Consider the following 25,265-nt stretch of genomic DNA (forward strand, 5'->3'; position numbering starts at 1 on the left):
CCGGCGATTTCCGGGGTTACCTTCGGTGGGTGACGCATAGCCGGGTCGCACTGCTGTGCGCGCTGGGGATCGACAACTTCGGTTCGGGTCTGTTCCTCCCGCTGGCCCTGGTCTACGTGACCCGGGTGGTCGGGGTGCCCCTCGTCGTGGCGGGCACGGCGGTCACCTTCGGCACCATCGGCGGCCTCGTCGTGCCGCCGCTCGCCGGACGGCTCGTCGACCGCGTCGGGCCGCGCACGGTGGTGATCGGCGCCCAGCTGCTCCAGGCGGCGGGGGCGGGCGCGTACCTCGTCGCCGACGGCCCGGGCCCGGTGGTGGTCGCGGCGGTGCTGCTCGCGACCGGGCAGCAGTTGTTCTACAGCTCCCTGTTCGTGCTCATCGCCGACGTCGCGGGCGACGTCCCGAAAGATCGGCCGTTCGCCGAAGTGGGGATGGTGCGGGCCGGCTGCTTCGGCCTCGGTGGTCTCACGGCGGGTGCGCTGCTGACGTGGGCCGGCATGTCGGGGTACCGCATCGCGGTCGCACTGGACGCGCTGACGTTCTGCGTGGCGGCTGTGATCCTGCTGTTCTTCGTCCGGCTGGCGCGCCCGGCCAAGGGGCACGCCGAGCGGCCGGTCCGGGTGCTCCGGAACCGGCCGTACCTCGCGCTGATCCTCTTCAGCGGGCTCTTCGGGCTGTCGCTCGACTTCTTCCTGATCGGCATGCCGGTGTTCGTGCTCGACCGGCTGCACGGCCCGGCCTGGCTGCCCGGCGCGATCCTCGCCCTGCTGACCGTGCTGACCAGCGTCGGCGGCACGACCGCGCTGCGCCTCACCTCGCGGCTGACGCGGATCGCGGCGATGCGCGTGGGTTCGGCGCTGTTCGCCGCGTGGTGCCTGGTCAGCCTCGGCGTGCTGCTGGTGCCCGCCGGCTGGCAGGTGATCTACCTGCTGGCGTCGACGCTGGTGTTCGCCGCCGGCGACCTGGTCTTCGGGCCGCGCTCGGGGGCGCTGGCCGAGGCGGCGGCACCTCCGGTGGCCCGCGGCCGTTATCTGGCTGCCTACCAGTACGCGTTCACCGTGGCGCAGGTGATCGCGCCGGTCGTGGTGGCGTTGTTTTCGGTGGCCGACTGGTTACCCTGGGTGCTGGTCGGGACGTGCGCCGGGCTCGCCGTGGCCGGGCTCGGAACGTTGGGTTCGCGGCTGCCGGCGAGCGCCGTGGCACCGGGTCAGAGTTGAGCGGAACAGACTCAAGTTTTCGTGCGTTAGAGATAGTGACGGGTCATGGTCAGGCCGGTCACCAGGACTTTTCGAGTTATCGAGCATGAGGTGAGGGATGGACGCTTTCAACCCGACCACGAAGACCCAGCAGGCGATCTCGTCGGCGGCGCAGGCGGCCACGATGGCGGGCAACCCGCACGTGTCGGCCGCGCACCTGCTGGGCGCCCTGCTGGCGCAGGGTGAGGGGCTCACCGCACCGCTGCTGACCGCGGTCGGGGCCGACCCGGAGGTGGTGCACAAGGAGCTGGAGCCGCTCATCGCGGCGCTGCCTTCGGCGACCGGCGCGACCGTGTCCAGCCCGCAGTTCGACACCCACGCCGTCAAGTCGCTGACCCGCGCCCAGAAGCTCGCCACCGAGCTGGGCGACGAGTACGTCTCGACCGAGCACCTGCTCGTCGGGCTCGCGACCGAGGGCGGCCAGGTCGCCGACCTGCTCAAGCGCCACGGCGCCACGCCGGACGCGCTGCAGGAGGCGTTCGTCAAGGTCCGCGGCTCCGCCCGGATCACCAGCGAAGACCCGGAGAGCACGTTCAAGGCGCTCGAGAAGTACGGCGTCGACCTGACCGCGCGCGCCCGCAACGGCGAGCTCGACCCGGTCATCGGCCGCGACACCGAGATCCGCCGCGTGGTGCAGGTGCTGTCGCGGCGCACCAAGAACAACCCGGTGCTGATCGGCGAGCCGGGCGTCGGCAAGACGGCCATCGTCGAAGGGCTGGCCCAGCGCATCGTCGCCGGGGACGTGCCGGAATCGCTGCGCGGCAAGCGCGTCGTCGCCCTCGACCTCGGGTCGATGGTGGCCGGCGCGAAGTTCCGCGGTGAGTTCGAGGAGCGGCTGAAGGCCGTGCTCAAGGAGATCACCGACTCCGCGGGCGAGGTCGTCACCTTCATCGACGAGCTGCACACCATCGTCGGCGCCGGTGCCACCGGCGAGGGCGCGATGGACGCGGGCAACATGATCAAGCCGATGCTCGCCCGCGGCGAGCTGCGGATGGTCGGCGCGACCACGCTCGACGAGTACCGCCAGCACATCGAGAAGGACGCCGCCCTGGAGCGGCGCTTCCAGCAGGTGCTCGTCGGCGAGCCGTCGCCGGAGGACACCATCGCGATCCTGCGCGGGCTGAAGGAGCGCTACGAGGTGCACCACGGTGTCCGGATCACCGACGCCGCGCTGGTCGCCGCCGCGACGCTGTCCGACCGCTACATCACCGCGCGCTTCCTGCCGGACAAGGCGATCGACCTGGTCGACGAAGCCGCGTCCAAGCTGCGCATGGAGATCGACTCGCGGCCGGTGGAGATCGACGAGGTCGAGCGCGCCGTGCGCCGCATGGAGATCGAGGAGATGGCGCTGGGCAAGGAGGAGGACTCCGCCTCCAAGGAGCGCCTGGCCGCCCTGCGCAGCGAACTGGCCGAGAAGCGCGAAACGCTGACGGCGCTGACCGCGCGCTGGCAGAACGAGAAGGGCTCCATCGAGCGCGTCCGCGAGCTCAAGGAGCAGCTCGAACAGCTGCGCGGCGAGTCCGAACGCGCCGAGCGCGACGGCGACCTCGGCAAGGCCGCCGAGCTGCGCTACGGCCGGATCCCGGCGCTGGAGAAGGAGTTCGAAGCGGCCACCGCGGCGAACGAGGCCAGCCAGCAGAACGTCATGCTCAAGGAAGAGGTCGGCGCGGACGACGTCGCGGACGTGGTCAGCGCGTGGACCGGCATCCCGGCGGGACGGCTGCTGGAGGGCGAGACCGGCAAGCTGCTCCGGATGGAGGACGAGCTGGGCCGGCGGGTCATCGGGCAGAAGGAGGCCGTGCAGGTCGTCTCGGACGCGGTGCGCCGCAGCCGGGCCGGCGTCGCCGACCCCGACCGCCCGACCGGCTCGTTCCTGTTCCTCGGCCCGACCGGCGTCGGCAAGACCGAGCTGGCGAAGGCGCTGGCGGAGTTCCTGTTCGACGACGAACGCGCGATGCAGCGCATCGACATGAGCGAGTACGCCGAGAAGCACTCGGTGGCGCGCCTGGTCGGTGCCCCGCCGGGCTACGTCGGGTACGACCAGGGCGGCCAGCTGACCGAGGCCGTCCGGCGCCGGCCGTACTCGGTGGTGCTGCTGGACGAGGTGGAGAAGGCCCACCCGGACGTCTTCGACGTGCTGCTGCAGGTCCTCGACGACGGGCGGCTGACCGACGGCCAGGGCCGGACGGTGGACTTCCGGAACACCATCCTGATCCTGACGTCGAACCTCGGCTCGCAGGCCATCGCCGACCCGTCGCTCGACGAGCGGCAGCGCAACGACGCGGTGCTCTCGGTGGTGCAGCGGCAGTTCAAGCCGGAGTTCCTCAACCGGCTCGACGACATCGTCGTGTTCCACTCGCTCGGCACCGAGCAGCTGACGTCCATTGTGGACATCCAGGTGGCGCGGCTCGCCAAGCGGCTGGCCCAGCGGCGGCTGCACCTGGAGGTCACCGACGGCGCCCGCGAGTGGCTCGCGCTCAACGGCTTCGACCCGATCTACGGCGCCCGCCCGCTCCGGCGGCTGGTCCAGTCGGCGATCGGCGACAAGCTGGCGAAGGAGCTGCTGTCGGGCGAGGTCCGCGACGGCGACACGGTGCGCGTCGACATCCCGGAGCTGGAAGCCGGTGACTCGCTGACCGTCACCCGCGTCTGAAATCCGTGAAGGCCTCCTTACCGGCTTTTTTGCCCGGGAAGGAGGCCTTCACGGCGTTTCGCGGGCGTCCACAGTAGAGACTTGTCGACTTGTGGAGGGGGAATTGGTCCGAACGGGCCCGGCGACACGGGTACCGGCCCTCAGCTCTTCGGCCTAGCAGGCGATACCCTGCACGTCGTGGGTATTCCGGCGTGGATCTGGTTCGTCATCGCGGCCGTCGCCCTGGTGGCGGGCCTCGGGCTGCTCGCGGCCGACCGGGCGAAGGAGGGCTCGCGCAACCGCGAGCGCATGCGCTGGGCGCAGTTGCGCGGCTGGCAGTTCGTCGAGGAGGACGAACGGCTGCCGCAGCAGTGGTCCGGCGGCGCGATCGGCTACTTCGGCGCGGACGCCGCCGTCAACGTGGTCGCGGGCTCGACCTTCACCTCCGACGGCCGCCGCCCGGTGTTCATCTTCGACATCGAGTCCGAGGGGCAGATCCCCGCGGTCGTCGTCGCCGTGCGCTGCAACAAGAAGCACCGGATCCCGATCGAGATGTGGCTGTCCAGTGTGCCCTTCCAGCGCGCCGACATGCCGGAGATGCTCGGCCCGATCGGCTCGCGCTACGCCTTCGCGGACGACGCCGACGGCGCCCGCGTCGTGATCACCCAGGAGCTCGTCGACGCCGCGGACCAGCTCGGCGGCGACGTCGGCGTGGCGTGGCTGGAGAACGAGTGGGTGCTCGCCAGCGTCGTCCCGACCGCCGGGCCCTCGCGGCTCGAGCGGCTGCTGCGCGACCTCGGCGAGATCGCGGACATCGTCGACCCGTTCGACGAGGACTACGACGCGGGCCGCCACCAGGCGAGCGCGCCGATCCCGTCCATCGGGGGCAACCCGCCCACCCCGGCCGCCGGGACGCCGGTCCAGCAGCCGCCCGCGGACCCGCCGCAGGACTAGGGGTTCAGAGCGGGCGGTCGAACAGGCTGCCCGAGAACGACGGGGTGAGGGTGCCGCGCACCGAGGCTGTTCCGCCCTGGACGCGAACGACGTGGTCGAGGCCGAGGTCGCCGCTGATCGAGCCGGACGAAAGGTCGTGGGACGCCTTCACCAGGCCCTCGGCCGGGCCGAGCTGACCACCCAGCTCGTGCTGCTGGCCGAGGTCCAGGTCGCCGGCGAACTGCCCGCTCGCGTGCTGCTCCGACGACGTCCCGACCGCGCCGAACCGGCCGAGGTCGACGGCCTGCCCGGAGGACCGGCGCACGGCGAGCCCGCCGGTGAGGTCGCCGGCGAACCGTCCCGTGGGGCTCAGCCCGCTGTCGACCTGCTCGGCGTGTTCGCTCAGCACGTCGACGCCGTTGCCCAGCCAGACGCCGTGGTGCGCGCTGTCGCCCGTGCCGAGCCGGGCGGGCGCGGTCGAGCCGGCCAGGCGCTGCTCGTCGCCGGCGATCGCGGTGACCTGGCCGACCCGCAGGTCCTGGCGGCCGGCCCGGCTCGCGAAGGCCCCGGACGGCGCGGCGCCCGCGGCCTCGCCGAGGTCGGTGAGGACCCGGGCTTCGCCGACCTGCTTGCCGAAGACGTCGCGGCGGGACGCGGTGAGGCCGTCTCCGTCGAGCCGGCCGGCGTGCTGGTGGTCGACGGGCAGTGAGGTGCCGTCCAGCGGGAGGGTGATGTCGGTGGGACTCGCCAGCGCCGCCGCGGGGGCCGCGAAGAGCAGTGCGACGGGCGCCGCACCGGCGGCGACCTTGGGCAGGTAGCCGCTTTTCCGCTTGCTGTGCTTACCCATGCGCCGGACGATACTTCGCCGTCGAATCGATCGCATCTCAGGCTCTGACCAGCGGGTATGGTTCACCCACATGACCACCACCGCCGTGATCACCGGAGCCACCGCGGGCATCGGCGCGCAGTTCGCGCGCACGCTCGCCGCCGAGAAGTACGACCTGGTGCTCGTCGCCCGCGATGCCGCGCGACTGGACGCGTATGCCGCCGAACTGCGGGAAAAGCACGGTGTCGCCGTCGAAGTGCTGCCCGCCGATCTGTCCGAAGTGGAGGGACGCACCGCGGTCGAGGAGCGGCTCGCCGCCGGGCCGGTCGACCTGCTGGTGAACAACGCCGGGTTCGGGCTGAACGGCGACTTCTGGACCATTCCGCCGGACGCGCTGCAGCGCCAGCTCGACGTCAACGTCACCGCCGTGCTGCGGCTCACGCGGGCGGTGCTGCCCGGCATGATCGAACGCGGCCACGGCGACATCATCCAGGTCAGCAGCGTGGCGGGGTTCTTCAGCGGCCGCGGTTCGACGTACACGGCCAGCAAGAACTGGGTCACGTCGTTCACCGAGGGCATCGCCGCTTCGCTGCCCAAGGGCATCCGGATGATGGCGCTCTGCCCCGGGTTCACGGCGACCGAGTTCCACGAGCGGGCCGGCATCGGCAAGCCCGGGCCGAAGATCGCCTGGCTGGGTGTCGAACAAGTGGTCGGCGAAGCGCTCGCGGACCTGCGTCGCGGCAAGGTGATCTCGGTGCCGAGCCTGCAGTACAAGGCCGTCGTCGCGATCGGCGGCCTGCTGCCGCGCGCGGTGCTGCGCCGGATCAGCGGCGGCCGCGGCCGAACCTGAGTAGGGCTGTCCCCACCTCGAAGAGGCGCGTGCGCACCAGGGTGGTCCGGGGGCTGCCTCAATAGCGTTTTCCCCATGACGACTGAGGCGGTTCGGCTCGAGGCCGTGCGCAAGGAGTACCGCGGCGTGGCCGCGCTGGACGGGGTCTCGATCTCCTTCCCGCGCGGCGGTTTCACGGCGGTGATGGGCCCGTCCGGTTCGGGCAAGAGCACGTTCCTGCACTGCGCGGCGGGCCTCGACCGGCCGACGTCGGGCCGCGTCGTGCTCGACGGCCAGGACCTCGACGGCAAGAGCGAGACCTACCTGACGAAGCTCCGGCGCGACCGCGTCGGGTTCGTCTTCCAGGCGTTCAACCTGCTGCCGGCGCTGACGGTCGAGCAGAACGTCGTGCTGCCGCTGCAGCTGGCCGGGAAACGCCCGGACAAGCGGCTGGTGGCGCGGATCCTCGCGCACGTCGGGCTGGACGGCCGCCGCAAGCACCTGCCGGGTCAGCTCTCCGGCGGGCAGCAGCAGCGCGTCGCGATCGCGCGCGCCCTGGTCGCCGACCCGGCCGTGCTGTTCGCCGACGAGCCGACCGGCGCGCTCGACACCCGGACCGCCGCCGACGTCCTCGGCCTGCTGCGCGACTCCGTCTCCTCGTCCGGCCAGACGGTGATCATGGTGACGCACGACCCGGTCGCCGCGTCCTACGCCGACGAGGTCGTGTTCCTGGCCGACGGCCGGATCGCCGGACGCCTCGCGCGGCCGACCGCGGAAGCCGTCGCCGAGCGGATGACCCACCTCGGCGCGTGGGGCCGGGTGGCGGCGTGATGTTCTCCCTCGCGATGCGGACGCTGCGCCTGCGCAAGGGCGGCTTCCTGGCGACGTTCGTCGCCGTGTTCTTCGGCGCGCTGATCGTTTCGGCGTGCGGTGGCCTGATGGAGTCGGGCATCCGGTCGGAGACGCCGGTGCAGCGGCTGGCCGCCGCGCCGATCATCGTCGGCGGGCAGCAGACGCTCAAGCTGCCGAAGGACGACCCGGCGACCCTCGACGCGGATGACAAGCACAAGTTCGAGAACGCGACCCTGCCCGAGCGCGTCCGGCTCGACGCGGCGCTGGCCGGGCGCCTGCGCGCGGTCCCCGGCGTCACCGACGTCGTCGGCGAGGTCAGCTTCCCGGCGCAGATCGGCGCGGCGAGCGCGCTGGGCCACGCCTGGGATTCCGCCGTGCTGACGCCGTACACGCTGAAGGGCGACGCGCCGAAGCCGGGCGAAGTCGTCGTCGACGCCGGGCTGGGGCTCGCCGCCGGGGACACGCTGCCGATCGCGGCGCACGGGACCGTCGGCCAGTACCGCGTCTCCGGGATCGCCGAGGCACCGCAGGCCATGCGCGACTCCGCGGTGTTCTTCGCGCCTTCGGACGCGGACCGGCTCTCCGGCCACCCTGGGCGCTTCGACACCATCGGTGTCTTCGGCGGCGACGTCGCCGCGGTGACCGCGGCCGTCGGGGACGCCGGGGTCGTGACGACCGGCGTCGACCGCGGTGTGCTGGAGTTCCCCGAGGTCGGCAAGAGCGGCGAGGACCTGATCGTGCTGGCCGCGGTGTCGGGCGGGCTGTCCGCGATGGTCATGGTGTTCGTCGTCGCGGGCACGCTCACGCTGTCGACCCAGCAGCGCCAGCGCGAACTCGCGTTGCTGCGCGCGATCGGCACGACCCCGCGCCAGCTGCGGCGGATGGTGCTCGGCGAGGCGCTCGTCGTCGGCCTGCTCGCGGTGGCCGCCGCGGTCGTGCTCGGCCCGGTGCTCGGGAACTGGCTGTTCGGCCGGCTCGCGGACAACCACGTCGTGCCGGACGTGCTGCGGTTCGAGCAGGGCTGGATCCCGGCGATCGTCGCGGCGGGCGCGTCGCTGCTGGCCGTCGTGGCCGCGGCCGTCGTGGCCGGACGGCGGGCGTCGAAGGTCCGCCCGACCGAAGCGCTCGCCGAAGCCGCCGTCGAGCGGCGCTGGCTGACGCCGATCCGGCTGGTCACCGCGCTCCTCTGCTTCGCCGGCGGGACGGCGCTGGCCATCGTCACGGTCGCCGTGATGACCGGCCCGGTCGCGGCCAGCACGGCGGGCCCGGCGGTGATGCTGTGGGCGTTCGGCCTGGCGGCGATCAGCCCCGGCGTGACGAAGCTGATGGCGTCCCTGCTGCGCTGGCCGGTGCGGGTGATCACCGGGGTCAACGGCCGGGTCGCGCTGCTGAACACCCGCGTCGGCGCGGTGCGCACGGCGGGCGCGGTCACCCCGATCATGCTCGCGGTCGGCATCGCGACCGCCAACATCTACCTGCAGACCACCCAGGAAGCCGTCTCGAACCAGGCGTACACCGAGGACCTGCGCGCGGACGCGGTCGTCGCCGCGCCGAGCGGGCTCGACCCGTCGGTGCTGGGCCGGGTGCGCTCGACGCCGGGGGTCGCGAGCGCGTCGGAGTACGTCACGAGCACGGTGTTCATCGAGAAGCCGTTCGACTCCGGTCAGGGCGACGACGGCTGGCCCGTGCTCGGCGTCAGCGAGCTGACCGGGAACGCCGTCGAGGTGCCTGCGACGCTCGGCCGCCAGGTCGGCGACACGCTGTCGCTGCGGCTCGGCGACGGCGCGCCGGTGGACGTGCGGGTGGCCGCGGTCGTGAGCCAGCGCGCCGGGTTCGAGAAGCTCGTGCTGCCCGCCGGGCTGCTGGCTCCGCACACGACGATCGGGCTCGCGCCCCAGCTGCTGGTCCGCGCCGCCGACGGTGTCGACCCGGCGACGCTGACCGCACGCCTTCGCGAAGCGACCGCCGGGTCACCGGTGTTCGTCGGCGACCGGGCGACCCTGATCGCGGCGCACGCGAAGGGCAACGAGGTCGGTGCCTGGGTCAACTACCTGCTCGTCGGCATGATCATCGCGTACACGGTCATTTCGGTGGTGAACACGCTGGTGATGGCGACTTCGCGCCGGCGGCGTGAGTTCGGGCTGCAGCGGCTGAGCGGGTTCACCCGCGGCCAGGTGCTGCGCATGGCCGGCATCGAAGGCGGGCTGATCGCCACCATCGCCGTGCTGCTGGGGACGGCGACCGCGGCCGGCGCGATCGTGCCGTTCTGCCTCGTGGTGAGCGGCTCGGTGCTGCCGACCGGACCGCTCGCGGTCTACCTGGTGGTGCTCGCGATCGCCGTGGTGCTCTCGCTCGTCGCGATCCTCGTCCCGGCCTGGGCGGCGACGCGCGGGCGTGCGGTCGACGCCACATCGATCGGGGAGTGAGAACGGGCGTGTGTAAGACTCTCGGCCGTGGCGAACCCCGGGTTGGATCAAGCGGCGAAACTCGAACTGGCCAGGCTGGTCACCGATCTTTCCGTGGTGCACGGAAAAGTGACCCTGGCGTCCGGCAAGGAAGCCGACTACTACATCGATCTCCGGCGGGCGACGCTGCACCACGCGGCCGCGCCGCTGATCGGCAAGCTCCTGCGCCAGCTGACGGCGGACTGGGACTACGTGGCGGCCGGCGGCCTCACCCTCGGCGCCGACCCGGTCGCGCTGGCGATGCTGCACTCGGCGGCCACCGACGGCGTCGTGCTGGACGCCTTCGTGGTCCGCAAGTCGGTCAAGGAACACGGCATGCAGCGCCGCATCGAGGGCATGGAGGTCCGCGGCCAGCGCGTGCTGGCGGTCGAGGACACCTCCACCACCGGCGGCAGCGTGCTCGAAGCCGTCGCGGCCCTGCGTGAGGCGGGCGCGACCGTGATCGGCGTGGTGACGGTGGTCGACCGCGACACCGGCGCGCGCGAGGCCATCGAGAAGGAAGGCCTCGAGTACCGGTACATCCTCGGGCTGGACGACCTCGGGCTGAACTGACGCCCGGGACCGGGGACCGCTGAGGTCCCCGGTCCGCGTGGCTCACTTCTTGAACAGGTCCTTCGCGGCGTCCTTCACGTTCTCGACGGCGCCCTTGAGCCCGGCCTTCGCCTGGTCGGCCTGGCCCTCGGCCTGCAGCTGCTCGTCACCGGTGGCGTTGCCGGCCGCCTCCTTGGCCTTGCCGCCCAGTTCCTCGGCCTTGTTGCTGATCTTGTCGCCCAGCGACATGGGGCACCTCCCGTTCCGACGGCGCCCCGGCGGGGCACCCTGTTAGCGGAAGGACCACCACGACGCGTGATCGTCACGGACTCGCCCCGGTGACCACCGTCACCCACAATCGGTGCGTGACGATTTCCGCGCACCGGTGTCCTCCCTGCGAGGAGGTGCCGTGACGACGACCAGCGCGGAGCCCGGTACGCCGCTCGACGACGCGACCCTCGTGGGACGCGCGCGGGACGGCGACGTCCGGGCGTACGAGCAGCTCGTGCTGCGCTACCAGGGCCCGATGTTCCGGCTCGCCGTGAAGATGCTCGCGAACCGCGGCGACGCCGAAGACGTCGTGCAGGAGGTGTTCCTCAACGCCTGGCGCAAGCTCGCCCAGCTCGGCGAGGACGCGGCGTTCGTCGGCTGGCTCTACCGGGCCACCACGAACCGCTGCCTCAACGCGATCCGCGCGCGCCGGCCCCAGGCCGACGTCGACCTGGACGCCGCCGAGTCGCCGCGGGGCGATCTGCAGCCGGAGCGGGCCGCCCAGGTGAGCGGGCAGCTCGCGGCGTTGAACGCGGCGCTGGGGGAACTGACGCCCGAGCAGAGAGCGTGCTGGCTGTTGCGTGAGGTGCACGGCCGGTCCTACGAAGAGATCGGCGAAGTCGTCGGCGCGAACGCGACCGCGGTCCGCGGCCGGATCGCGCGGGCCAGGGCCCAGCTGGCGGAGGTGATGAAGCCATGGCGATGACGGAGTACGAGCTGCCCTGCGAACGCGATGTGGAGCAGGTGTGGGACCGGCTCGACGCGGTCGGCGCCGGGCTGGCCGACGAACACGAACTGACCTGCCCGCACTGCCGGGCCGCGCGCGAGAGCCTGCTGGCGCTGCGCGAGGCGACGACGGAGCTGGTGGCCGAGGACGACGTGCCGTCGCCGGACCTGTTCGGCCGGATCATGTCGGCCGTGCGGGCCGAGGTGCGGCGCGACCGGATGGTGCGGCTGCCGACCCCGGAGCCCGGGTTCGTCGAGATCAGCGAACAGGCGGTGGCGGCGGTGCTGCGGTACGCGGCCGACACGGTCGACGGCATCCGGGCGCGTCGCTGCCGCGTGCGCACCGGCGCCGACGGGGTCGTCGAAGTCGAGCTCACCCTCGCGGTGAGCCTGCGGAACGCCACGGGCGGTGAGGCGTTGGCGAAGGTGCGGGAGCGGGTGACCGCGGCGGCCGCGGCCCGGGTGGGCCTGACGCTGGCGAAGCTCGACCTGCTCGTGGACGACGTCTTCGAGGAAAACACTGTCGGGGAAGACACTCCGGGGGAGCCAGGGGAATGAGCGTCGACTACGTGGTCGCCGACCCGGTGATCGCCAGCGTGGCGGCACGGGCGGCGATCGGCACACCGGGCGTCGTGCGCCTCGAACCGGGCCTGCGCGGCCTGGTCACGTCGTGGACGCGCGCGGCCCGCCAGCGCTGGAAGGGGCTCGACCCGGCGCCGGCGGACGGCGTCCGGGTCCGCACCGCGGACGGCCGCGTGACCGTCCACGTCGACCTGGTGACGGCGGCGGCCGACCAGTCTGCGGCGGTCGGCCGCGCGGTCCAGCGCGCGGTGACCCGGTTCGTCACCGAGCAGACCGGGCTGGTCGTCGACGAGGTGTCGGTGTCCATCATGGACATCGAGCCGGCGGCCCGGTGACCGCGGCCGAAGCCGTCGGCAAGATCGTCGGCGCACTGAAGGAGATCGACGGCCTCCGCCCGGCGACGCCGGTTTCGCCGGAGACGACGTGGCTGCCGGTGGACTGGGAGGGCATGGCCGTCGACCTGTCGGCCGAGCTCGTCCAGGTCCGCCTGATCGCGACCCGGCTGCCGATCCCGCCGTTGCTGGACCGGGCGGCGGAACTCGTGCGCCCGGTGCTGGTGGGTACGGAATGGGAGAAGGCGCGCCTGCGGCTGGTCGTCACCGACCTCGACGGCGCCGCGTTCGCCGGAGACCCACGTCACACGAAAGGGTAAGTGACGATCTCCCCTCCGCTGGGTCCTTACCTACGAACGAGGCGAAAAGCCTTGAGGCAACGGACATCCAGGGAGGACCCCATGACCGCGACGGCCGAGAAGAACACCGTGGCCACCACGACCGAGAGCGCCCTCGTCACCAAGCAGGGCACCACCACCATCGCCGACACCGTGGTCCAGAAGATCGCCGGGCTCGCCGCCCGCGAGGTCAACGGCGTCCACGACCTCGGCGGCGGCGCGGCCCGCGCGCTGAGCGCCATCCGCGACCGCATCCCGGGCGCGTCCGCCAGCGTCGGCCAGGGCGTCTCCGTCGAGGTCGGTGAGAAGCAGGCGGCGGTCGACCTGCAGATCCTGGTCGAGTACGGCGTTCCCATCGCCGACCTCGCGCGGGCGGTGCGCCGCAACGTGATCACCGCGATCGAGCAGATGACCGGGCTGGAGGTCGTCGAGGTGAACATCAACGTCAACGACGTCCACCTCCCCGGTGACGACGACGAGACCGCCGCTTCGGACCGGGTGCAGTGACGATGAACGCGACACTGCTCGGCCTGTTGTACGGACTGGCGCTGGGTTTCGCCGCCGCGTTCGGCGGGTTCGGCGCGTTCGTGGCGGTGTTCGTGCTCGGCGGGCTCGGCCTGCTGGCCGGACGCTGGCTCGACGGCAAGCTCGACCTGTCCGCCCTCGTGGGCGCCGCACGCGATCGGAGGTAGCCGTGGAACGCGGAGTGACGACCGTGGCCCCGCGGGCGGTGCGGCGCATCGCCGCGCACGCCGCCCGCGAGGTCGGCGACGTCGGTGGCGACGTCACCGCCGAGGCCACTGTGGACGGTGAATCGACCACTTTGGACATCCGGCTGCCGGTGGCGTACCCGGCCCCGATCGCGGCGACGGTCGAGCGGGTCCGGGAGCACCTGCTCGGCCGGACGACGGAACTGACCGGGCTGAGCGCGACGCGCGTGGACATCACGGTCGCGCTGTCCCGGCCCGAAACGCCGAAGCGGCGAGTCCGGTGAGGCGCCCCCGGCGGAGCGTGCCGGCGGTGCTGACGGCGCTGGTCGTGCTCGCCGCGTGCGTGCTGGTCGTGACGGCGCTGGTGCAACGCCTGCTCGGCGAGCCACCGGTGCTGTCGTTCGAGGCGGTCGCCGCCCGGGTGCACGAGACGACGTGGAACGAACTGCCCGTGCTCGTCGGGGGCGGGGCAGCGGTTCTGGCGGGTCTCGTGCTCCTGGCGGCGGCGCTCCTGCGAGGCCGCCCGGTGGTGCTGGCGCTCGCGCCGGCCGCGGGGGTCGAGGCGGGCACGTCCCGCCACGGCCTGCGCACGTCGGTGCGTTCGACGGCGGCCGGCGTCGACGGGGTGGCGACGGCCGCGGTGAAGCTGCGGCGCCGGAAGGTGAGGGTGAAGGTGCGGACGAACCGGACGAACACGGAAGGCCTGGCGGACGCGGTGGAGACGGCGGTCTCGCGGCGGCTGGCGCAGGTGGGACTGGCGGAGCCGCCGAAGGTGCGGGTCCGGGTACGAGGAGGAGCACGATGAACCGGCCCAAGCGCCCCAATGTGGCGTTGGTTGCGTCCAACGCACCGAACGCCACATTGGGTGCGCTGGACGCACCGAACGCCACATTGGGGCGCTCTCGACCGGGTGCGGCGGTGCGAGTTCACGAGCGGGGAGGGGTGCGATGAACCGGCCGGCCGGGCTCAACCGCAGCCTCCTCGCCCTCCTCGGGCTCCTGCTCCTCGCCGGCGGCGGGTTCGCCGTCGCCACCCACTTCGGGCGTCTCCGCCTGCTCGACCCGGCGGCGCCGCTCGTGCCCGGCGCCGCCGCGCCTCCCACCTGGGTGTTCTGGGTCGCGATCGCCGTCGCCACGCTCCTCGGCCTGCTCTGCCTCCGCTGGCTGGCCGCGCAGGCGTTCCGGCGGCCGAAGAGCGTCGCCTGGCGGAACGAGCGGGACACCGGTGCCACCGTCCTCGACTCGAGCACGGCCGCCGCGCCCGTGGCCGCCGACGTCGAGGGCTACGACGGTGTCAGGAGCGCTTCGGCCTGGCTGTCCGGGCCGCGGGACGCGCCGGAGCTCTTCCTGGTCGTCACCACCGACCGCGACGCCGATGCCACGGCGATCCGGGCGAGCATCACCGGCCACGCCGTGCCGCGGCTGAAGCAGGCCCTCGAAGTCGAGGACCTGCCCGTGCGGCTGGAAATTCGGCTGACGGCGAAATCCGGGGCCCGGGCGCACTGACCCGGGCGTACCGTCGGGCCCATGGAGGAGGACGACCCGCCGCCGCAGCCGGACTGGACCAAGCCCGATCGGGAGAAGCCGAACCAGTACCCGCGCGAAGAACCGACGCAGTACCCCGCGAAGCGCCCGCCGGAATTCCCACCGGGTGTGACGCCTCCGTCACCACCCAGGTGAACGGGTTGCTCCGGTGGGTTAAACATCACACAGCGGGGCACTCTTCAGGGCGGCCGGATCCGATCAGCGGAGTAAAGTCGCTGGTAGGGGGTTCGGTAAAGGGGGCGGGTGATGGCGAAGTTCCTGGCCGACGTGACGGTCGCGGTACACCTGCTCGCCTTGGTGCTCATCGGTTTCGGCGGCTTCGTCGCCTGGCGCTGGCCGAAGCTCATCTTCGTCCACCTGCTCGGCGTGGCCTGGGGCGTCCTGGTGAACGTCGCGCCGGTGCCGTGCCCGTTCACCGCGCTCGAGAACTACTTCCGCCACCAGCAGGGCCTCGGTGACCTGCCCGGCGGGTTCAACGCCTACTACCTGTACGACACCGTGTTCCCGCGGTCCTGGCTGCCGGCGATCGGCATCGTCGCGATCGCGGTGGTCGTCTACTCCTACGTCGGTGTCTACCACCGCTGGCGCCACCGCGAGCACGCCGACGGCCACCACGCGCGCCCGGTCCACCTCGGCTGAGCGACAATCGGGGGGTGACCACTTCCCCCGACGCCGGACCCACCGAGTGGGTGAGCCGCGAAGAGGTCGGCGTCGGCCCGTGGCCCGGCGACTGGCCCACCGGCGAGCAGTACGACCCGGAACTGCTGCGTGAAGGCGACCGCCGCAACGTCGTCGACGCCTACCGGTACTGGCGCCGCGAGGCCATCGTGTCCGATGTGGACCGGCGGCGGCACCCGTTCCACGTCGCCATCGAGAACTTCCAGCACGACCACAACATCGGCACCGTGGTGCGCACGGCCAACGCGTTCGCCGCGGCCGAGGTGCACATCGTCGGACGGCGCCGCTGGAACCGGCGCGGCGCCATGGTGACCGACCGCTACCAGCACCTCCGCCACCACGACGACGTCTCCGGGCTCGTGACCTACGCGGCCGAGCGCGGGCTCGCCGTCGTCGCGGTCGACAACACGCCCGGGTCGCAGCCGGTCGAGACAGCCGACCTCCCGCGCGAGTGCGTGCTCCTCTTCGGCCAGGAAGGCCCCGGGCTGTCCGAGCCGGCGCAGGAGGCCGCGGCGCTGGTCGTGTCGATCGCCCAGTTCGGCACCACCCGGTCGATCAACGCGGGGGTCGCGGCCGGGATCGTCATGCACGCCTGGGTCCGGCAGCACGCCGACCTGTCGACGGCCTGGTAGCTACAGCCCCCAGCCCCACCGCAGCTGCACGACACCGGACGCGTTGTTCGTCGCCAGGCCGCTGCCGCTCTGCCGGGTGATCGAATACGTGTCGCCCGAGCGCAGGCCGGGCCAGTAGACGACACCCATCTGCCGCGACCGCGCCAGGTCCGTGGTGGCGGCGAAGTACGCGGTGAAGTTGTTGCCGTCCTGGTGGCCCGCCGAGTAGTCGAGCCCGGTCGTCATCGGCGCGCCGGCTTCGTCGATCACGGTCCGGGACGAGTAAGCGCCCAGCCGGTTGCTGAGGTTGGCCGTCCACGCCGAGCGGGTCGTGTCCGACGCCCAGAAGCCGTAGAAGTGCAGCGACAGCAGCGTTCCGTCCAACGCGCTCGCCGCGCCGACTCCGGTGACGTTGTCGTTGTAGCCGGTCCCGCTGATCAGGACCCGGCCGCGGGGGACGGTCGAATGCCGGGACAGCCAGGTCGAACACAGCGAAACCCAGGCGCTCAGGCTGTAGCCGAACGGCTCGTTCATCGGCTCGAAGTAGACGGCGCTGTTGCCGCCGTAATCGGCGGTGACCTTGTCCCACATGGTGTTCCACGCGGTCACGTCGTCGACGAAACCGTCCTTGTTCGCTTCCCAGTAGCCGAAAACGACCTTCATGCCGTGCGCCAGCGCGGAATCGGCGGCGCCCTTGTACCGCGCCCACCAGTCCGAGTTCACGCTCTGCGGGTTGATCGGCAGCCGCACGGTGTTCGCGCCGAGCTGCTGCTGGAAGCCGGTGAGGATGCCGTCCGCCTTGGTGCGGACGGTGTCGTAGCCGTCCCCGGCGGTGAGGCCGGTCGGGATGACCCAGCCGTCGACGTAGTTGTCGCGGGCGTCGGCCCAGTTCACGCCGCGGAAGGCGTTCGTGGCGGCGGCAGCCGGGGAAACCGTGAGCAGGGCGGCGGCGAGGATCGCGATCATGACGACGTGCCGGCAGCGGGTCATGCGAACTCCGATGTTCACGTAAACATGCGACGCTGAGGATGCACTCGGCTCCGCACCGCTGTCAAGCGTCAGGCCGGCGCGACCTCCACCGGGATGCCGTTCAGCACCGACGTCCCCGACGGCACGTCGAGCAGCGTTTCGTCGGCGACCAGGTTCGAGTTGACGCCGGGGTTCGCGCGCGCCACCCGCGTCCGCGCGCCGTCGACGTCGTGACCCCAGCCGTGCGGGATGCTGATCACGCCCTGGCGGATCTCGTCCGTGACCTCCACCGGCGCTTCGAGCTTGCCGGCTCGGGAGGTCACCGCCGCGAGACCGCCGTCGGTGAGGCCGAGGCGGGCCGCGTCGGCGGGGTGGACCTGCACCGTGCAGCGGTTGCCGCCGCGGACCAGCGGCGCCAGGTTGTGCATCCACGAGTTGTTGGAGCTCAAGTGCCGCCGGCCGATCAGCACGAGGCCGTCGTCCACCGGCTTCGCCAGCTCGTCACGCAGGCGCGGGACGTCGGCGACGACCGGCTCCGGCGCCAGTTCGATCCGGCCGGACGCGGTGCACAGCACCTCTGGGATCCGCGGCTTCAGCGGCCCGAAGTCCAGCCCGTGCGGCGCCGCTTCGAGGTCGGCCAGCGTGACGTCGTACGGACCGGCGCGCAGCATCAGGTCGACCAGCCGGGCGGGCCCGGTGCGCTCGTGGGTGACCTCGAGCCCGGCGCGGCGGGCGACATCGGCGGCGACGAAGTCGTCGAGCGCGGCGACGTCCGCCTCGGGCCCCTGACCGGCGACGATGCCGGTGAGGCGCAGCATCGTCTCCCACTCCTGGGGCAGCGCCGAGGGCAGCGTCGCCGGCGTCCAGTTGGCGACGTTGCGCACCGACAGCTGGTAGAAGGCCAGGTCGAAGTGCGGGCGTTCGAGCGGCGACGGGCCGGGCAGGACGACGTCGGCCCGGCGCGAGGTCTCGTTGAGGTAGACGTCGACCGAGATCATGAAGTCGAGGTTTTCGAGCGCACTGGCGAGCCGCCCGGCGTTCGGCGTGCTCAGGCACGGGTTGCCGCTGACCGTGATCAGCGCGCGGACCTGGCCTTCGCCGGGGGTTTCGATCTCGTCGGCGAGCGTCGCGACCGGCAGTTCCCCGACGACCTCGGGGTACCCGCGCACGCGGCTGCGCCAGCGCCCGACCGCGAACGGCCGCCGGTTCCCGGTCGGCTGGCAGGCGGCCAGCGGGAACATCGCGCCGCCCGGCTCGTCGAGGTTGCCGGTGAGCACGTTGAGGACGTCGACCAGCCAGCTCGCGACGGTCCCGAAGGTCTGGGTCGTGGTCCCGATCCGGCCGTAGACCACGGCGTTTTCGGCGTCGGCCAGCTCGAGGGCCATGCGGCGGATCTCGGCCGCGTCGATGCCGGTGCGCGGCGCGACGGCTTCGGGCGTGAACGGCCGGGCCAGCTCGCGGACGTCGTCGAGGCCGTTGAGGTGCTCGGCGAGGCGTCCCGGTGCGACGCGGTTCTCCGCGAACAGGACGTTGACCAGCGCGAAGAGCAGGAAAGCGTCGGTGCCGGGGCGGATGGGGTGGTGCTCGTCGGCGAACGCGGCGGTGCGCGTGCGCCGCGGGTCGACGACGACGATCTTGCCGCCGCGCGCCCGGATCCCGCGCAGCCGCCCGCGGATGTCCGGCGCCGTCATCAGGCTGCCGTTGGAGACGAGCGGGTTGGCCCCCAGCACGAGCAGGTGCTTCGTGCGGTCGAGGTCGGGCACGGGGATGGCGAGCGGGTCGCCGAACATGGTGCCGGACGAGTAGTGCTTCGGCATCTGGTCGACGGAGGTCGCGCTGTAGAAGTTCTTGGTGCCCAGCGCTTTGTAGAGCACGCGGCCGTAGAGCGTCAGCGCGATGTTGTGCACGCCGGGGTTGCCCGCGTACACGGCGACGGCGTCCCGGCCGTGCTCCTCGAGGATCGGCGGCAGGCGGCGTGCGATCTCGTCGTAGGCCTCCTGCCAGCTGACCTCGACGAACTCGCCGTCGCGCTTGAGCAGCGGCGCGGTCAGCCGGTCGGGGTCGTGGTGCAGCGCGCCGAGCGACGCGCCCTTCGGGCAGAGGTAGCCCTTCGAGAAGACGTCCTGATCGTCCCCCCGCACGCGGGTGACCTGCTGGTTGTCGTCGAGTGTGACCTCGAGGCCGCAGGTGGCCTCGCACAGCGGGCAGGTGACGTGAGCGGTCGTCATGGCCACTGAACATACCGAGCGGTATGTCGAGGGGCAAGGCACGATTGCGACATGGACGTCTCGGCCGCCGAACGCGCGGTGACCGCCCGCCACCTGCGCCGGGTGTGGGGCCTGCCCTCGACGGCGCTCGGCCGCAGCGGCTGGCCGGCCACGGCGGGCCAGCGCGTGCACTGGCATTGGAACTACTGGTGGCAGGCGCACCTGCTGGACACCCTGGTCGACGCCCAGCTGCGTGCGCCTTCTCCCGCGCGGTTGGCGGTGATCCGCTCGTTCGTCCGTTCGGTGCGGCTGCGCAACTTCGGCCGCTGGACGAACGACTACTACGACGACATCGCGTGGCTCGGCTTGGCCCTGCAACGGGTTTCCGCGCTGGGCATCGACGTCGGCCCGGCGCTGGCGGCGATCGACACGCAGCTGCTGTCGGGCTGGACAGCCGCGGCGGGCGGCGGGATCTGGTGGCGCCGCGGCGACGACTTCAAGAACGCCCCGGCGAACGGCCCGGCGGCGATCTTCCACGCCCGGTCGGGGAATCTCTCCCGGGCCCAGGCGATGCTCGACTGGCTTTCGTCCACTTTGGTCGATCCCGAGTCCGGCTTGGTGTGGGACGGGATCCGGGCGGACACGGGTGAGCTGGTGAAGCACATCTTCACATACTGCCAAGGGGTCTACCTCGGCGCTTGCCTGGAACTGTCCTCAGTGGACGCGGCGGCCCGGACGGTCCGCGCGGTGGCTTCCCATTGCGCCCCCGGCGGCGTGATCCGCGGCCAGGGCGGCGGCGACGGCGGGTTGTTCGCGGCGATCCTGGCGCGGTACTTGGCTTTGGCGGCCCGGTCGTTGCCGGGACCCGAGGCCGCGACGGCTCGTGCGCTGGTGCTGACGTCGGCGGAGGCCTGCTGGTCCGGCGCGCTCGACGCGCCGGAGGGCCCACTGTTCAGCGCGTACTGGGACCGCTCGGCCCCGCCGTTGCCGCTGCCGGACGACGCCCCCGAGCGAGACCTGTCGGTCCAGGTGGGCGGCTGGATGCTCCTGGAGGCGGCGGCCACGCTCTGACCGGCTTCAGCACCCGCAGGAAGCGCCGTGCAGGAACTTGGGGGTCAGCCACACCGATTCCGGGGGCCGGTCCGGGTCCGCCATCCTCGACATCAGCAGCTGCACCGCCCGCCGGCCCATCTCGGCCACCGGCTGGGCCAGCGTGGTCACCGCCGGGCTCACGCGGCGGGCCCAGTCCATGTCGCCGTAACCCACCACCGCGAGCTCCGAGCCGATGCGGATGCCGCGGCGGTGGGCCTCGTACTGGACGCCCACCAGCATCGACTCGTCCGCCACCACCAGCGCCGTCGGGGACGGCCAGCCGTCGAGGAGCTTCGCCGTCGCGCGGGCCGCGCCGCCGGAGGACGACAAGCCGCTTTCGACCAGCTCGCGGTTGTAGCGCAGCCCCGACTGCTCGAGGCCCAGCCGGTAGCCGCGGACGCGCTCGCGGCTGACTTCCTGCCCGTCGTCGCCCGAGATCAAGCCGATCTTGCGGTGCCGTCCCGACGTCAGGTGGCGGACCAGCGACGCCACCGCGTGCACGTTCTCCGTCCCTACCTGGTCCACGTCGTTGCGCGCGGCCACCCGGTCCACCAGCACCGTCGGCACGCCCATCCGGACCAGCCCGTTGATCACCGCTTCGTCGCCCGAGGAGGGGACCAGCAGCACGCCGTCCACCAGGTCGGCCCGCAACGCGCGGACGAGCGCCGCTTCTTCGCCGACCATGTCGTCGGTGTCCGCCAGCACGACGTCGCAGCCGGCGTGTGCGGCGGCTGCCCTGATGGCGCGCAGCAGCTCACCCGAGTAGGGGTTCGCGTGCACACCCATCGCGACGCCGATCCGGTAGGTGACCGGGGGGTCCCACAACCGGAGCTCCGGCGAAAGTGCGGTCATAAGCCCTCGCAGACGCTCAGCCGAAAGGTATCCGCTGAAAGCCTCCGAGATGACGGCAAAACTCCAGAATCACTGATGTGAGTGAACCGGTGGGCAGCCGCACGACTCACGGTGACGCAGGGTGGGTGCCAGCCGGACCGTCTCGGCCTTGCGCGCCGGGTCGTTGATGCGGGCCAGCAGGAGCCGGACCGCCTGGCGGCCGATCTCCTCGATCGGCTGCGCCATCGTCGTGAGCGGCGGGTCGACCAGGTCCGCCCACTCGACGTCGTCGTAGACCACGACCGGCAGGTCGCGCCCGATCCGCAGCCCGCGCCGCCGGGCCTCGTGCAGCACCCCGACCATCATGCTGTCGTTCGCGACGACCAGCGCGGTCGGCGGCTCGGGCAGCGCCAGCAGCGTGCTCAACGCCAGCGCGCCGCCTTCGCGCGACGAGTTCCCGCAGGCCACGAGGTCGGACGACCACGTCAGCCCGGACCGGCCCAGCCCCAGCCGGTAGCCCAGCACCCGCTCCTCGCTCGTCGACAGCCCGGGCGCGCCGCTGATCATCCCGACCCGCCGGTGCCCGAGCGTCGCCAGGTGCGCGGTCAGCGCCGACGTCGCCTGGATGTTCTCCGAGCCCACCTGGTCGACGTCGGTGCGGGTGGCCAGCCGGTCGATGAGCACCGTCGGCACGTCGAGCGAAACGAGCTCGCCGATCACCGGCCCGTCGCCGGGGGCCGGGGTGATGAGCAGGCCGTCGACGCGCCGGGAACGCAGGGCACGCACGGTGTCACGCTCGGTGTCCGCCGTGTCGTGCGTGTCGGCCAGCAGGACGGTGTACCCGTGCTCGGACGCCTCCCGCTCGATCGCCTGCATCAGCGTCGCGAAGTACGGGTTGGCGACCAGCGAGATCGCCATCCCGATCGACCGCGTACCCCCGGTGACCAGGGAACGCGCGATCGCGTCGCCGGTGTAGCCGGTCGTCTCGATCGCCCGCAGCACGGCCGCTTTGGTGTCCTCGGCGACCGCCCGCGTCCCGTTCACCACGTGTGAGACGGTGGTGATCGAAACGCCGGCGAGCTCGGCGATGTCGCGCTGGGTCGGCCGCGACGACCTCGGCTGGGGCATGCCAATCCTTTCCGGCAAGCGTTTGCGCAAACGCTTGCGTCCACGGAGCAGTCTGTCTACCTTCCCGTCCATCGGCAAGCCTCGAACCCAGACAAAGGGTGGGAACCCATGAGACAGCGAAGTCTCACCGCGGTGGTGCTGGCCGCCGTCCTCGCCGCGACGACCGGGTGCACGGTCGAACGGCACTGGGGCGGCAACACCAACACCGGCGGGAGCGGCAAGGCCAAGGTCGGCCTGGTCACCAAGACCGACACCAACCCGTACTTCGTGGAACTGCGCAACGCCGCGAGAGCGGCCGCCCAGGCCAACGGCGCCGACTTCAGCGCGCTCGCCGGCCAGTTCGACGGTGACAACGACGGCCAGGTCCGCGCGATCGAGAACCTGGTGCAGCAGGGCGCGAACACCATCCTCATCACGCCCAGCTCGTCCACCGGCGTGCTCAAGGCGATCAAGGACGCGCGCGACGCCGGCGTCCTGGTGATCGCCCTCGACACCGCCACCGAACCGGCCGACGCCGTCGACGCCACGTTCGCCACCGACAACTTCGCGGCGGGCGAGCAGCAGGGCGCCTACGTGAAGGCGTCGCTCAAGGGCGTCCCGCCGAAGCTGCTCATGGTCGACGGCACGGCCGGCAGCACGGTCGACACCCAGCGCCACGGCGGCTTCCTCAAGGGCATCGGGCTGACCGACGGCTCGCCGGAGATCAAGGGCCACACCGCGGCCAACGGCGACCAGAGCCTCGCCCAGCAGGGCATGGAGAACCTGCTCCAGCGCAGCACCGACATCAACGCCGTCTACTCGATGAACGAGCCGATGGGCCGCGGCGCGTACGCGGCGCTGAAGGCGCGTGGGCTCACCGGGCAGATCGTGATGGGCTCCATCGACGGCGGCTGCGAAGGCGTCCGGAACGTCAAGAACGGGCAGTTCGCCGCCACCGTCATGCAGTTCCCGAAGAAGATGGCCGAGCAGGGCGTGCTCGCCGCCGTCGAATACGCCAAGACCGGCAAGAAGCCGGCCGGCTTCGTGAACACCGGGTCCGCCGTGATCACCGACAAGCCGCTGCCCGGGATCGAAAGCCACGATTCCGCGTGGGGCCTGCAGAACTGCTGGGGAGGCGCGCAGTGACGACCGCGACCGCAGTGTCCACAAAAGAACGTGAGTCCCTCGGCGAATTCCTCCTCCGCGCTCCCGCGGTCGGCCCGGCGCTCGCGCTGATCGTCGCGATCGTGGTGTTCTCGCTCGCCACGGACACGTTCTTCGACCTCGACAACCTGTCCACGGTGGTCCAGCAGTCGCTGGTCGTCGGGACGCTCGCGCTGGGGCAGACGCTCGTCATCCTCATCTCGGGCATCGACCTGTCCAACGCGGCTTCGATGGTCGTCGCGACGCTGATCATGGCGAAGCTCGCCGCGGCCGGGACCAACGGCTTCGTCGCGCTGCTCGCCGGCGTCGTGCTGACGATCATCGTCGGCATCTTCATCGGCGGCCTCGCCACGCGGATCAAGCTGCCGGCGTTCATCATCACGCTCGGCACGTTCACCATGCTGACCGCGGTGTCGAAGCTGATCGCGGGCGGCCAGGCCGTGCCGGTGACCGACGGGCTGCTGCAGTGGCTCGGCACCAAGCGCTACCTCTTCGGCGGCATCCCGATCACCTACGGCATGACGCTGGCGCTGCTGATGTACCTCGGCGTCTGGTACGCGCTGACGAAAACCGCGTGGGGCAAGCACGTCTACGCGGTCGGCAACGCGCCGGAGTCCGCGCGGCTGTCCGGCATCAAGGTCAACCGCACGGTGCTCTCGGTGTACATCGTGGCCGGGCTGACCTTCGGCATCGCGGCCTGGCAGGCGCTCGGCCGGACGCCGAACGCCGACCCGAACCAGTTCCAGCTCGGCAACCTCGACTCGATCACCGCCGTCGTCCTCGGCGGCACGAGCCTCTTCGGCGGCCGCGGCTCGGTGCTCGGGACGCTGATGGGCGCGCTGGTCGTGGCGGTGCTGCGATCGGGGCTGACGCAGATGAACGTCGACGGCAACTACCAGGACCTCGCCACCGGCGCCCTGCTCATCGCCGCCGTCGTGGTGGACCGGATCGCGCGGAGGCAGCAGCAGTCATGAGTGAACCCATCCTCCAGGCCCGCGGACTCGTCAAGCGCTATGGCCGGGTGACCGCGATCGACGGTGCCGACTTCGACCTTTTGCCCGGCGAGGTGCTCGCCGTGGTCGGCGACAACGGCGCCGGGAAGTCGTCGCTGATCAAAGCCTTGTCCGGCGCGGTGATCCCCGACGAGGGCGAGATCAAAGTGGACGGCAAGACCGTCCACTTCAAGTCTCCTTTGGACGCTCGCCACTACGGGATCGAGACGGTGTACCAGGACCTCGCCGTCGCGCCCGCGCTCGACATCGCGTCGAACATGTTCCTGGGCCGGGAAAAGCGGCTCAAGGGACCGTTCGGGCTGTTCCGCAAGCTCGACACCGGCACGATGCGGTCCGAGGCACAGCGGATCCTCGACGAGCTGGGCATCAACATCAAGTCGATCACCCAGCCCGTCGAAACGCTTTCCGGTGGTCAGCGCCAAGGTGTCGCCGTCGCGCGGGCCGCGGCGTTCGGCACCAAGGCCGTGATCATGGACGAGCCCACCGCCGCGCTCGGCGTCGCCGAGTCCGGCAAGGTGCTCGACCTGATCGGCCGGATCCGCGACCGCGGCCTGCCTGTGGTGCTGATCAGCCACAACATGCCGCACGTGTTCGACATCGCCGACCGCATCCACGTGCACCGCCTCGGCAAGCGCGTCGCGGTCGTCTCGCCGAAGACGCACTCGATGAACCAGGTCGTCGGCCTGCTCACCGGTGCGCTGCGGCTCAACGAGAACGGCGAAGTCGAAGAAGCCGCCGCCGCTACCCACGTGGCCGGCTTGAAGTGA

Annotated in this window: 28 protein-coding genes; 22 read left to right on the forward strand and 6 right to left on the reverse strand. The window is 71.8% G+C overall.

The annotated features are described in order from the left end of the window. Positions 1-29 precede the first annotated feature (29 nt). The 3 genes from H4696_RS34885 (at position 30) to H4696_RS34895 (ending at position 4,842) form a co-directional block, all read left to right on the forward strand. On the forward strand, positions 30-1,217 hold the full coding sequence (locus H4696_RS34885; RefSeq protein WP_086862911.1) for an MFS transporter: 1,188 nt from the start codon (positions 30-32) through the stop codon (positions 1,215-1,217). A 97-nt stretch (positions 1,218-1,314) separates the two neighbouring features. Then, complete coding sequence (gene clpB, locus H4696_RS34890; RefSeq protein WP_192782695.1) at positions 1,315-3,909, forward strand: ATP-dependent chaperone ClpB; 2,595 nt, start codon at positions 1,315-1,317, stop codon at positions 3,907-3,909. Positions 3,910-4,086: 177 nt separating this feature from the next. Further along, entirely contained in the window at positions 4,087-4,842 is a 756-nt protein-coding gene (locus H4696_RS34895; protein WP_086856472.1) for a type III secretion system chaperone family protein, read from the forward strand. 4 nt (positions 4,843-4,846) lie between these two features. Here the strand turns inward: H4696_RS34895 and H4696_RS34900 are convergent, their stop codons facing one another. Further along, positions 4,847-5,668: a hypothetical protein gene (locus H4696_RS34900; RefSeq protein ID WP_086856473.1), complete on the reverse strand. Its 822-nt coding sequence runs from the start codon at positions 5,666-5,668 to the stop codon at positions 4,847-4,849. Between the two features lie 70 nt (positions 5,669-5,738). On the opposite strand from H4696_RS34900, the gene H4696_RS34905 reads away from it, so the two are divergent. From H4696_RS34905 to pyrE, 4 genes are all read left to right on the forward strand, one after another. Next, on the forward strand, positions 5,739-6,497 hold the full coding sequence (locus H4696_RS34905; protein WP_086856474.1) for an SDR family NAD(P)-dependent oxidoreductase: 759 nt from the start codon (positions 5,739-5,741) through the stop codon (positions 6,495-6,497). Between the two features lie 75 nt (positions 6,498-6,572). Then, the gene (locus tag H4696_RS34910; protein WP_169734817.1) at positions 6,573-7,307 is read left to right on the forward strand and encodes an ABC transporter ATP-binding protein; all 735 of its coding nucleotides are present in this window, start codon (positions 6,573-6,575) and stop codon (positions 7,305-7,307) included. Beyond that, positions 7,307-9,754 (forward strand): ABC transporter permease, encoded by a 2,448-nt coding sequence (locus tag H4696_RS34915; RefSeq protein ID WP_086856486.1) that lies wholly within the window; start codon positions 7,307-7,309, stop codon positions 9,752-9,754. Before H4696_RS34910 ends, H4696_RS34915 begins: the two co-directional genes overlap by 1 nt. Before the next feature lie 27 nt (positions 9,755-9,781). Further along, positions 9,782-10,345: an orotate phosphoribosyltransferase gene (gene pyrE, locus H4696_RS34920; RefSeq protein ID WP_086856475.1), complete on the forward strand. Its 564-nt coding sequence runs from the start codon at positions 9,782-9,784 to the stop codon at positions 10,343-10,345. A gap of 42 nt (positions 10,346-10,387) precedes the next feature. Here pyrE and H4696_RS34925 read toward each other — a convergent pair whose 3' ends face one another. Further along, the gene (locus H4696_RS34925; protein WP_086856476.1) at positions 10,388-10,573 is read right to left on the reverse strand and encodes a CsbD family protein; all 186 of its coding nucleotides are present in this window, start codon (positions 10,571-10,573) and stop codon (positions 10,388-10,390) included. A 160-nt stretch (positions 10,574-10,733) separates the two neighbouring features. Here H4696_RS34925 and H4696_RS34930 point away from each other — a divergent pair, with 160 nt between their 5' ends. From H4696_RS34930 to H4696_RS34980, 11 genes are all read left to right on the forward strand, one after another. Continuing rightward, entirely contained in the window at positions 10,734-11,300 is a 567-nt protein-coding gene (locus H4696_RS34930; protein ID WP_086856477.1) for an RNA polymerase sigma factor, read from the forward strand. Next, a complete protein-coding gene (locus H4696_RS34935) occupies positions 11,291-11,878 on the forward strand; it encodes a hypothetical protein (RefSeq protein WP_086856478.1) in 588 nt (195 codons plus the stop codon). The genes H4696_RS34930 and H4696_RS34935 overlap by 10 nt, the downstream gene beginning before the upstream one ends. Beyond that, positions 11,875-12,237 (forward strand): Asp23/Gls24 family envelope stress response protein, encoded by a 363-nt coding sequence (locus H4696_RS34940; protein WP_086856479.1) that lies wholly within the window; start codon positions 11,875-11,877, stop codon positions 12,235-12,237. Before H4696_RS34935 ends, H4696_RS34940 begins: the two co-directional genes overlap by 4 nt. Further along, positions 12,234-12,554 carry a hypothetical protein gene (locus H4696_RS34945; RefSeq protein ID WP_086856480.1) on the forward strand — a complete coding sequence of 107 codons (321 nt, stop codon included), beginning with the start codon at positions 12,234-12,236 and terminating at the stop codon, positions 12,552-12,554. Before H4696_RS34940 ends, H4696_RS34945 begins: the two co-directional genes overlap by 4 nt. 81 nt (positions 12,555-12,635) lie before the next feature. Beyond that, positions 12,636-13,079: an Asp23/Gls24 family envelope stress response protein gene (locus tag H4696_RS34950; RefSeq protein ID WP_086856481.1), complete on the forward strand. Its 444-nt coding sequence runs from the start codon at positions 12,636-12,638 to the stop codon at positions 13,077-13,079. A gap of 2 nt (positions 13,080-13,081) precedes the next feature. Further along, positions 13,082-13,264, forward strand: coding sequence for a hypothetical protein (locus H4696_RS34955; protein WP_086856482.1), 183 nt, complete (start codon positions 13,082-13,084; stop codon positions 13,262-13,264). A 2-nt stretch (positions 13,265-13,266) separates the two neighbouring features. Beyond that, positions 13,267-13,566: an Asp23/Gls24 family envelope stress response protein gene (locus tag H4696_RS34960; RefSeq protein ID WP_169734818.1), complete on the forward strand. Its 300-nt coding sequence runs from the start codon at positions 13,267-13,269 to the stop codon at positions 13,564-13,566. Between the two features lie 26 nt (positions 13,567-13,592). Continuing rightward, positions 13,593-14,087, forward strand: coding sequence for a DUF6286 domain-containing protein (locus H4696_RS34965; protein ID WP_249026846.1), 495 nt, complete (start codon positions 13,593-13,595; stop codon positions 14,085-14,087). 142 nt (positions 14,088-14,229) lie between these two features. Next, on the forward strand, positions 14,230-14,787 hold the full coding sequence (locus H4696_RS34970; protein WP_086862393.1) for an alkaline shock response membrane anchor protein AmaP: 558 nt from the start codon (positions 14,230-14,232) through the stop codon (positions 14,785-14,787). Between the two features lie 285 nt (positions 14,788-15,072). Further along, on the forward strand, positions 15,073-15,465 hold the full coding sequence (locus tag H4696_RS34975; protein WP_086862394.1) for a DUF2784 domain-containing protein: 393 nt from the start codon (positions 15,073-15,075) through the stop codon (positions 15,463-15,465). Between the two features lie 14 nt (positions 15,466-15,479). Further along, complete coding sequence (locus H4696_RS34980) at positions 15,480-16,136, forward strand: TrmH family RNA methyltransferase (protein WP_086862395.1); 657 nt, start codon at positions 15,480-15,482, stop codon at positions 16,134-16,136. Here the strand turns inward: H4696_RS34980 and H4696_RS34985 are convergent, their stop codons facing one another. Both H4696_RS34985 and H4696_RS34990 read right to left on the reverse strand, forming a co-directional pair. Beyond that, complete coding sequence (locus H4696_RS34985) at positions 16,137-17,105, reverse strand: cellulase family glycosylhydrolase (protein WP_225955880.1); 969 nt, start codon at positions 17,103-17,105, stop codon at positions 16,137-16,139. A gap of 68 nt (positions 17,106-17,173) precedes the next feature. Beyond that, complete coding sequence (locus H4696_RS34990) at positions 17,174-19,312, reverse strand: molybdopterin-dependent oxidoreductase (protein ID WP_169735065.1); 2,139 nt, start codon at positions 19,310-19,312, stop codon at positions 17,174-17,176. 51 nt (positions 19,313-19,363) lie between these two features. On the opposite strand from H4696_RS34990, the gene H4696_RS34995 reads away from it, so the two are divergent. Further along, positions 19,364-20,362, forward strand: a complete 999-nt coding sequence (locus H4696_RS34995) for a glycoside hydrolase family 76 protein (protein WP_086862397.1) — start codon at positions 19,364-19,366, stop codon at positions 20,360-20,362. Positions 20,363-20,368: 6 nt separating this feature from the next. Here H4696_RS34995 and H4696_RS35000 read toward each other — a convergent pair whose 3' ends face one another. Both H4696_RS35000 and H4696_RS35005 read right to left on the reverse strand, forming a co-directional pair. Further along, positions 20,369-21,235 (reverse strand): LacI family DNA-binding transcriptional regulator, encoded by an 867-nt coding sequence (locus tag H4696_RS35000; protein ID WP_086862398.1) that lies wholly within the window; start codon positions 21,233-21,235, stop codon positions 20,369-20,371. Between the two features lie 69 nt (positions 21,236-21,304). Then, positions 21,305-22,342 (reverse strand): LacI family DNA-binding transcriptional regulator, encoded by a 1,038-nt coding sequence (locus H4696_RS35005; protein ID WP_086862399.1) that lies wholly within the window; start codon positions 22,340-22,342, stop codon positions 21,305-21,307. Between the two features lie 108 nt (positions 22,343-22,450). Here H4696_RS35005 and H4696_RS35010 point away from each other — a divergent pair, with 108 nt between their 5' ends. From H4696_RS35010 to H4696_RS35020, 3 genes are read left to right on the forward strand one after another with little or no spacing between them, the layout of a single operon-like run. Further along, the gene (locus H4696_RS35010) at positions 22,451-23,467 is read left to right on the forward strand and encodes a substrate-binding domain-containing protein (RefSeq protein WP_086862400.1); all 1,017 of its coding nucleotides are present in this window, start codon (positions 22,451-22,453) and stop codon (positions 23,465-23,467) included. Then, positions 23,464-24,459, forward strand: coding sequence for an ABC transporter permease (locus tag H4696_RS35015; protein ID WP_192782696.1), 996 nt, complete (start codon positions 23,464-23,466; stop codon positions 24,457-24,459). The genes H4696_RS35010 and H4696_RS35015 overlap by 4 nt, the downstream gene beginning before the upstream one ends. Next, entirely contained in the window at positions 24,456-25,265 is an 810-nt protein-coding gene (locus H4696_RS35020) for an ATP-binding cassette domain-containing protein (protein ID WP_086862401.1), read from the forward strand. Before H4696_RS35015 ends, H4696_RS35020 begins: the two co-directional genes overlap by 4 nt.

The sequence above is a fragment of the Amycolatopsis lexingtonensis genome (assembly GCF_014873755.1).
Classification (GTDB): Bacteria; Actinomycetota; Actinomycetes; order Mycobacteriales; family Pseudonocardiaceae; genus Amycolatopsis; species Amycolatopsis lexingtonensis.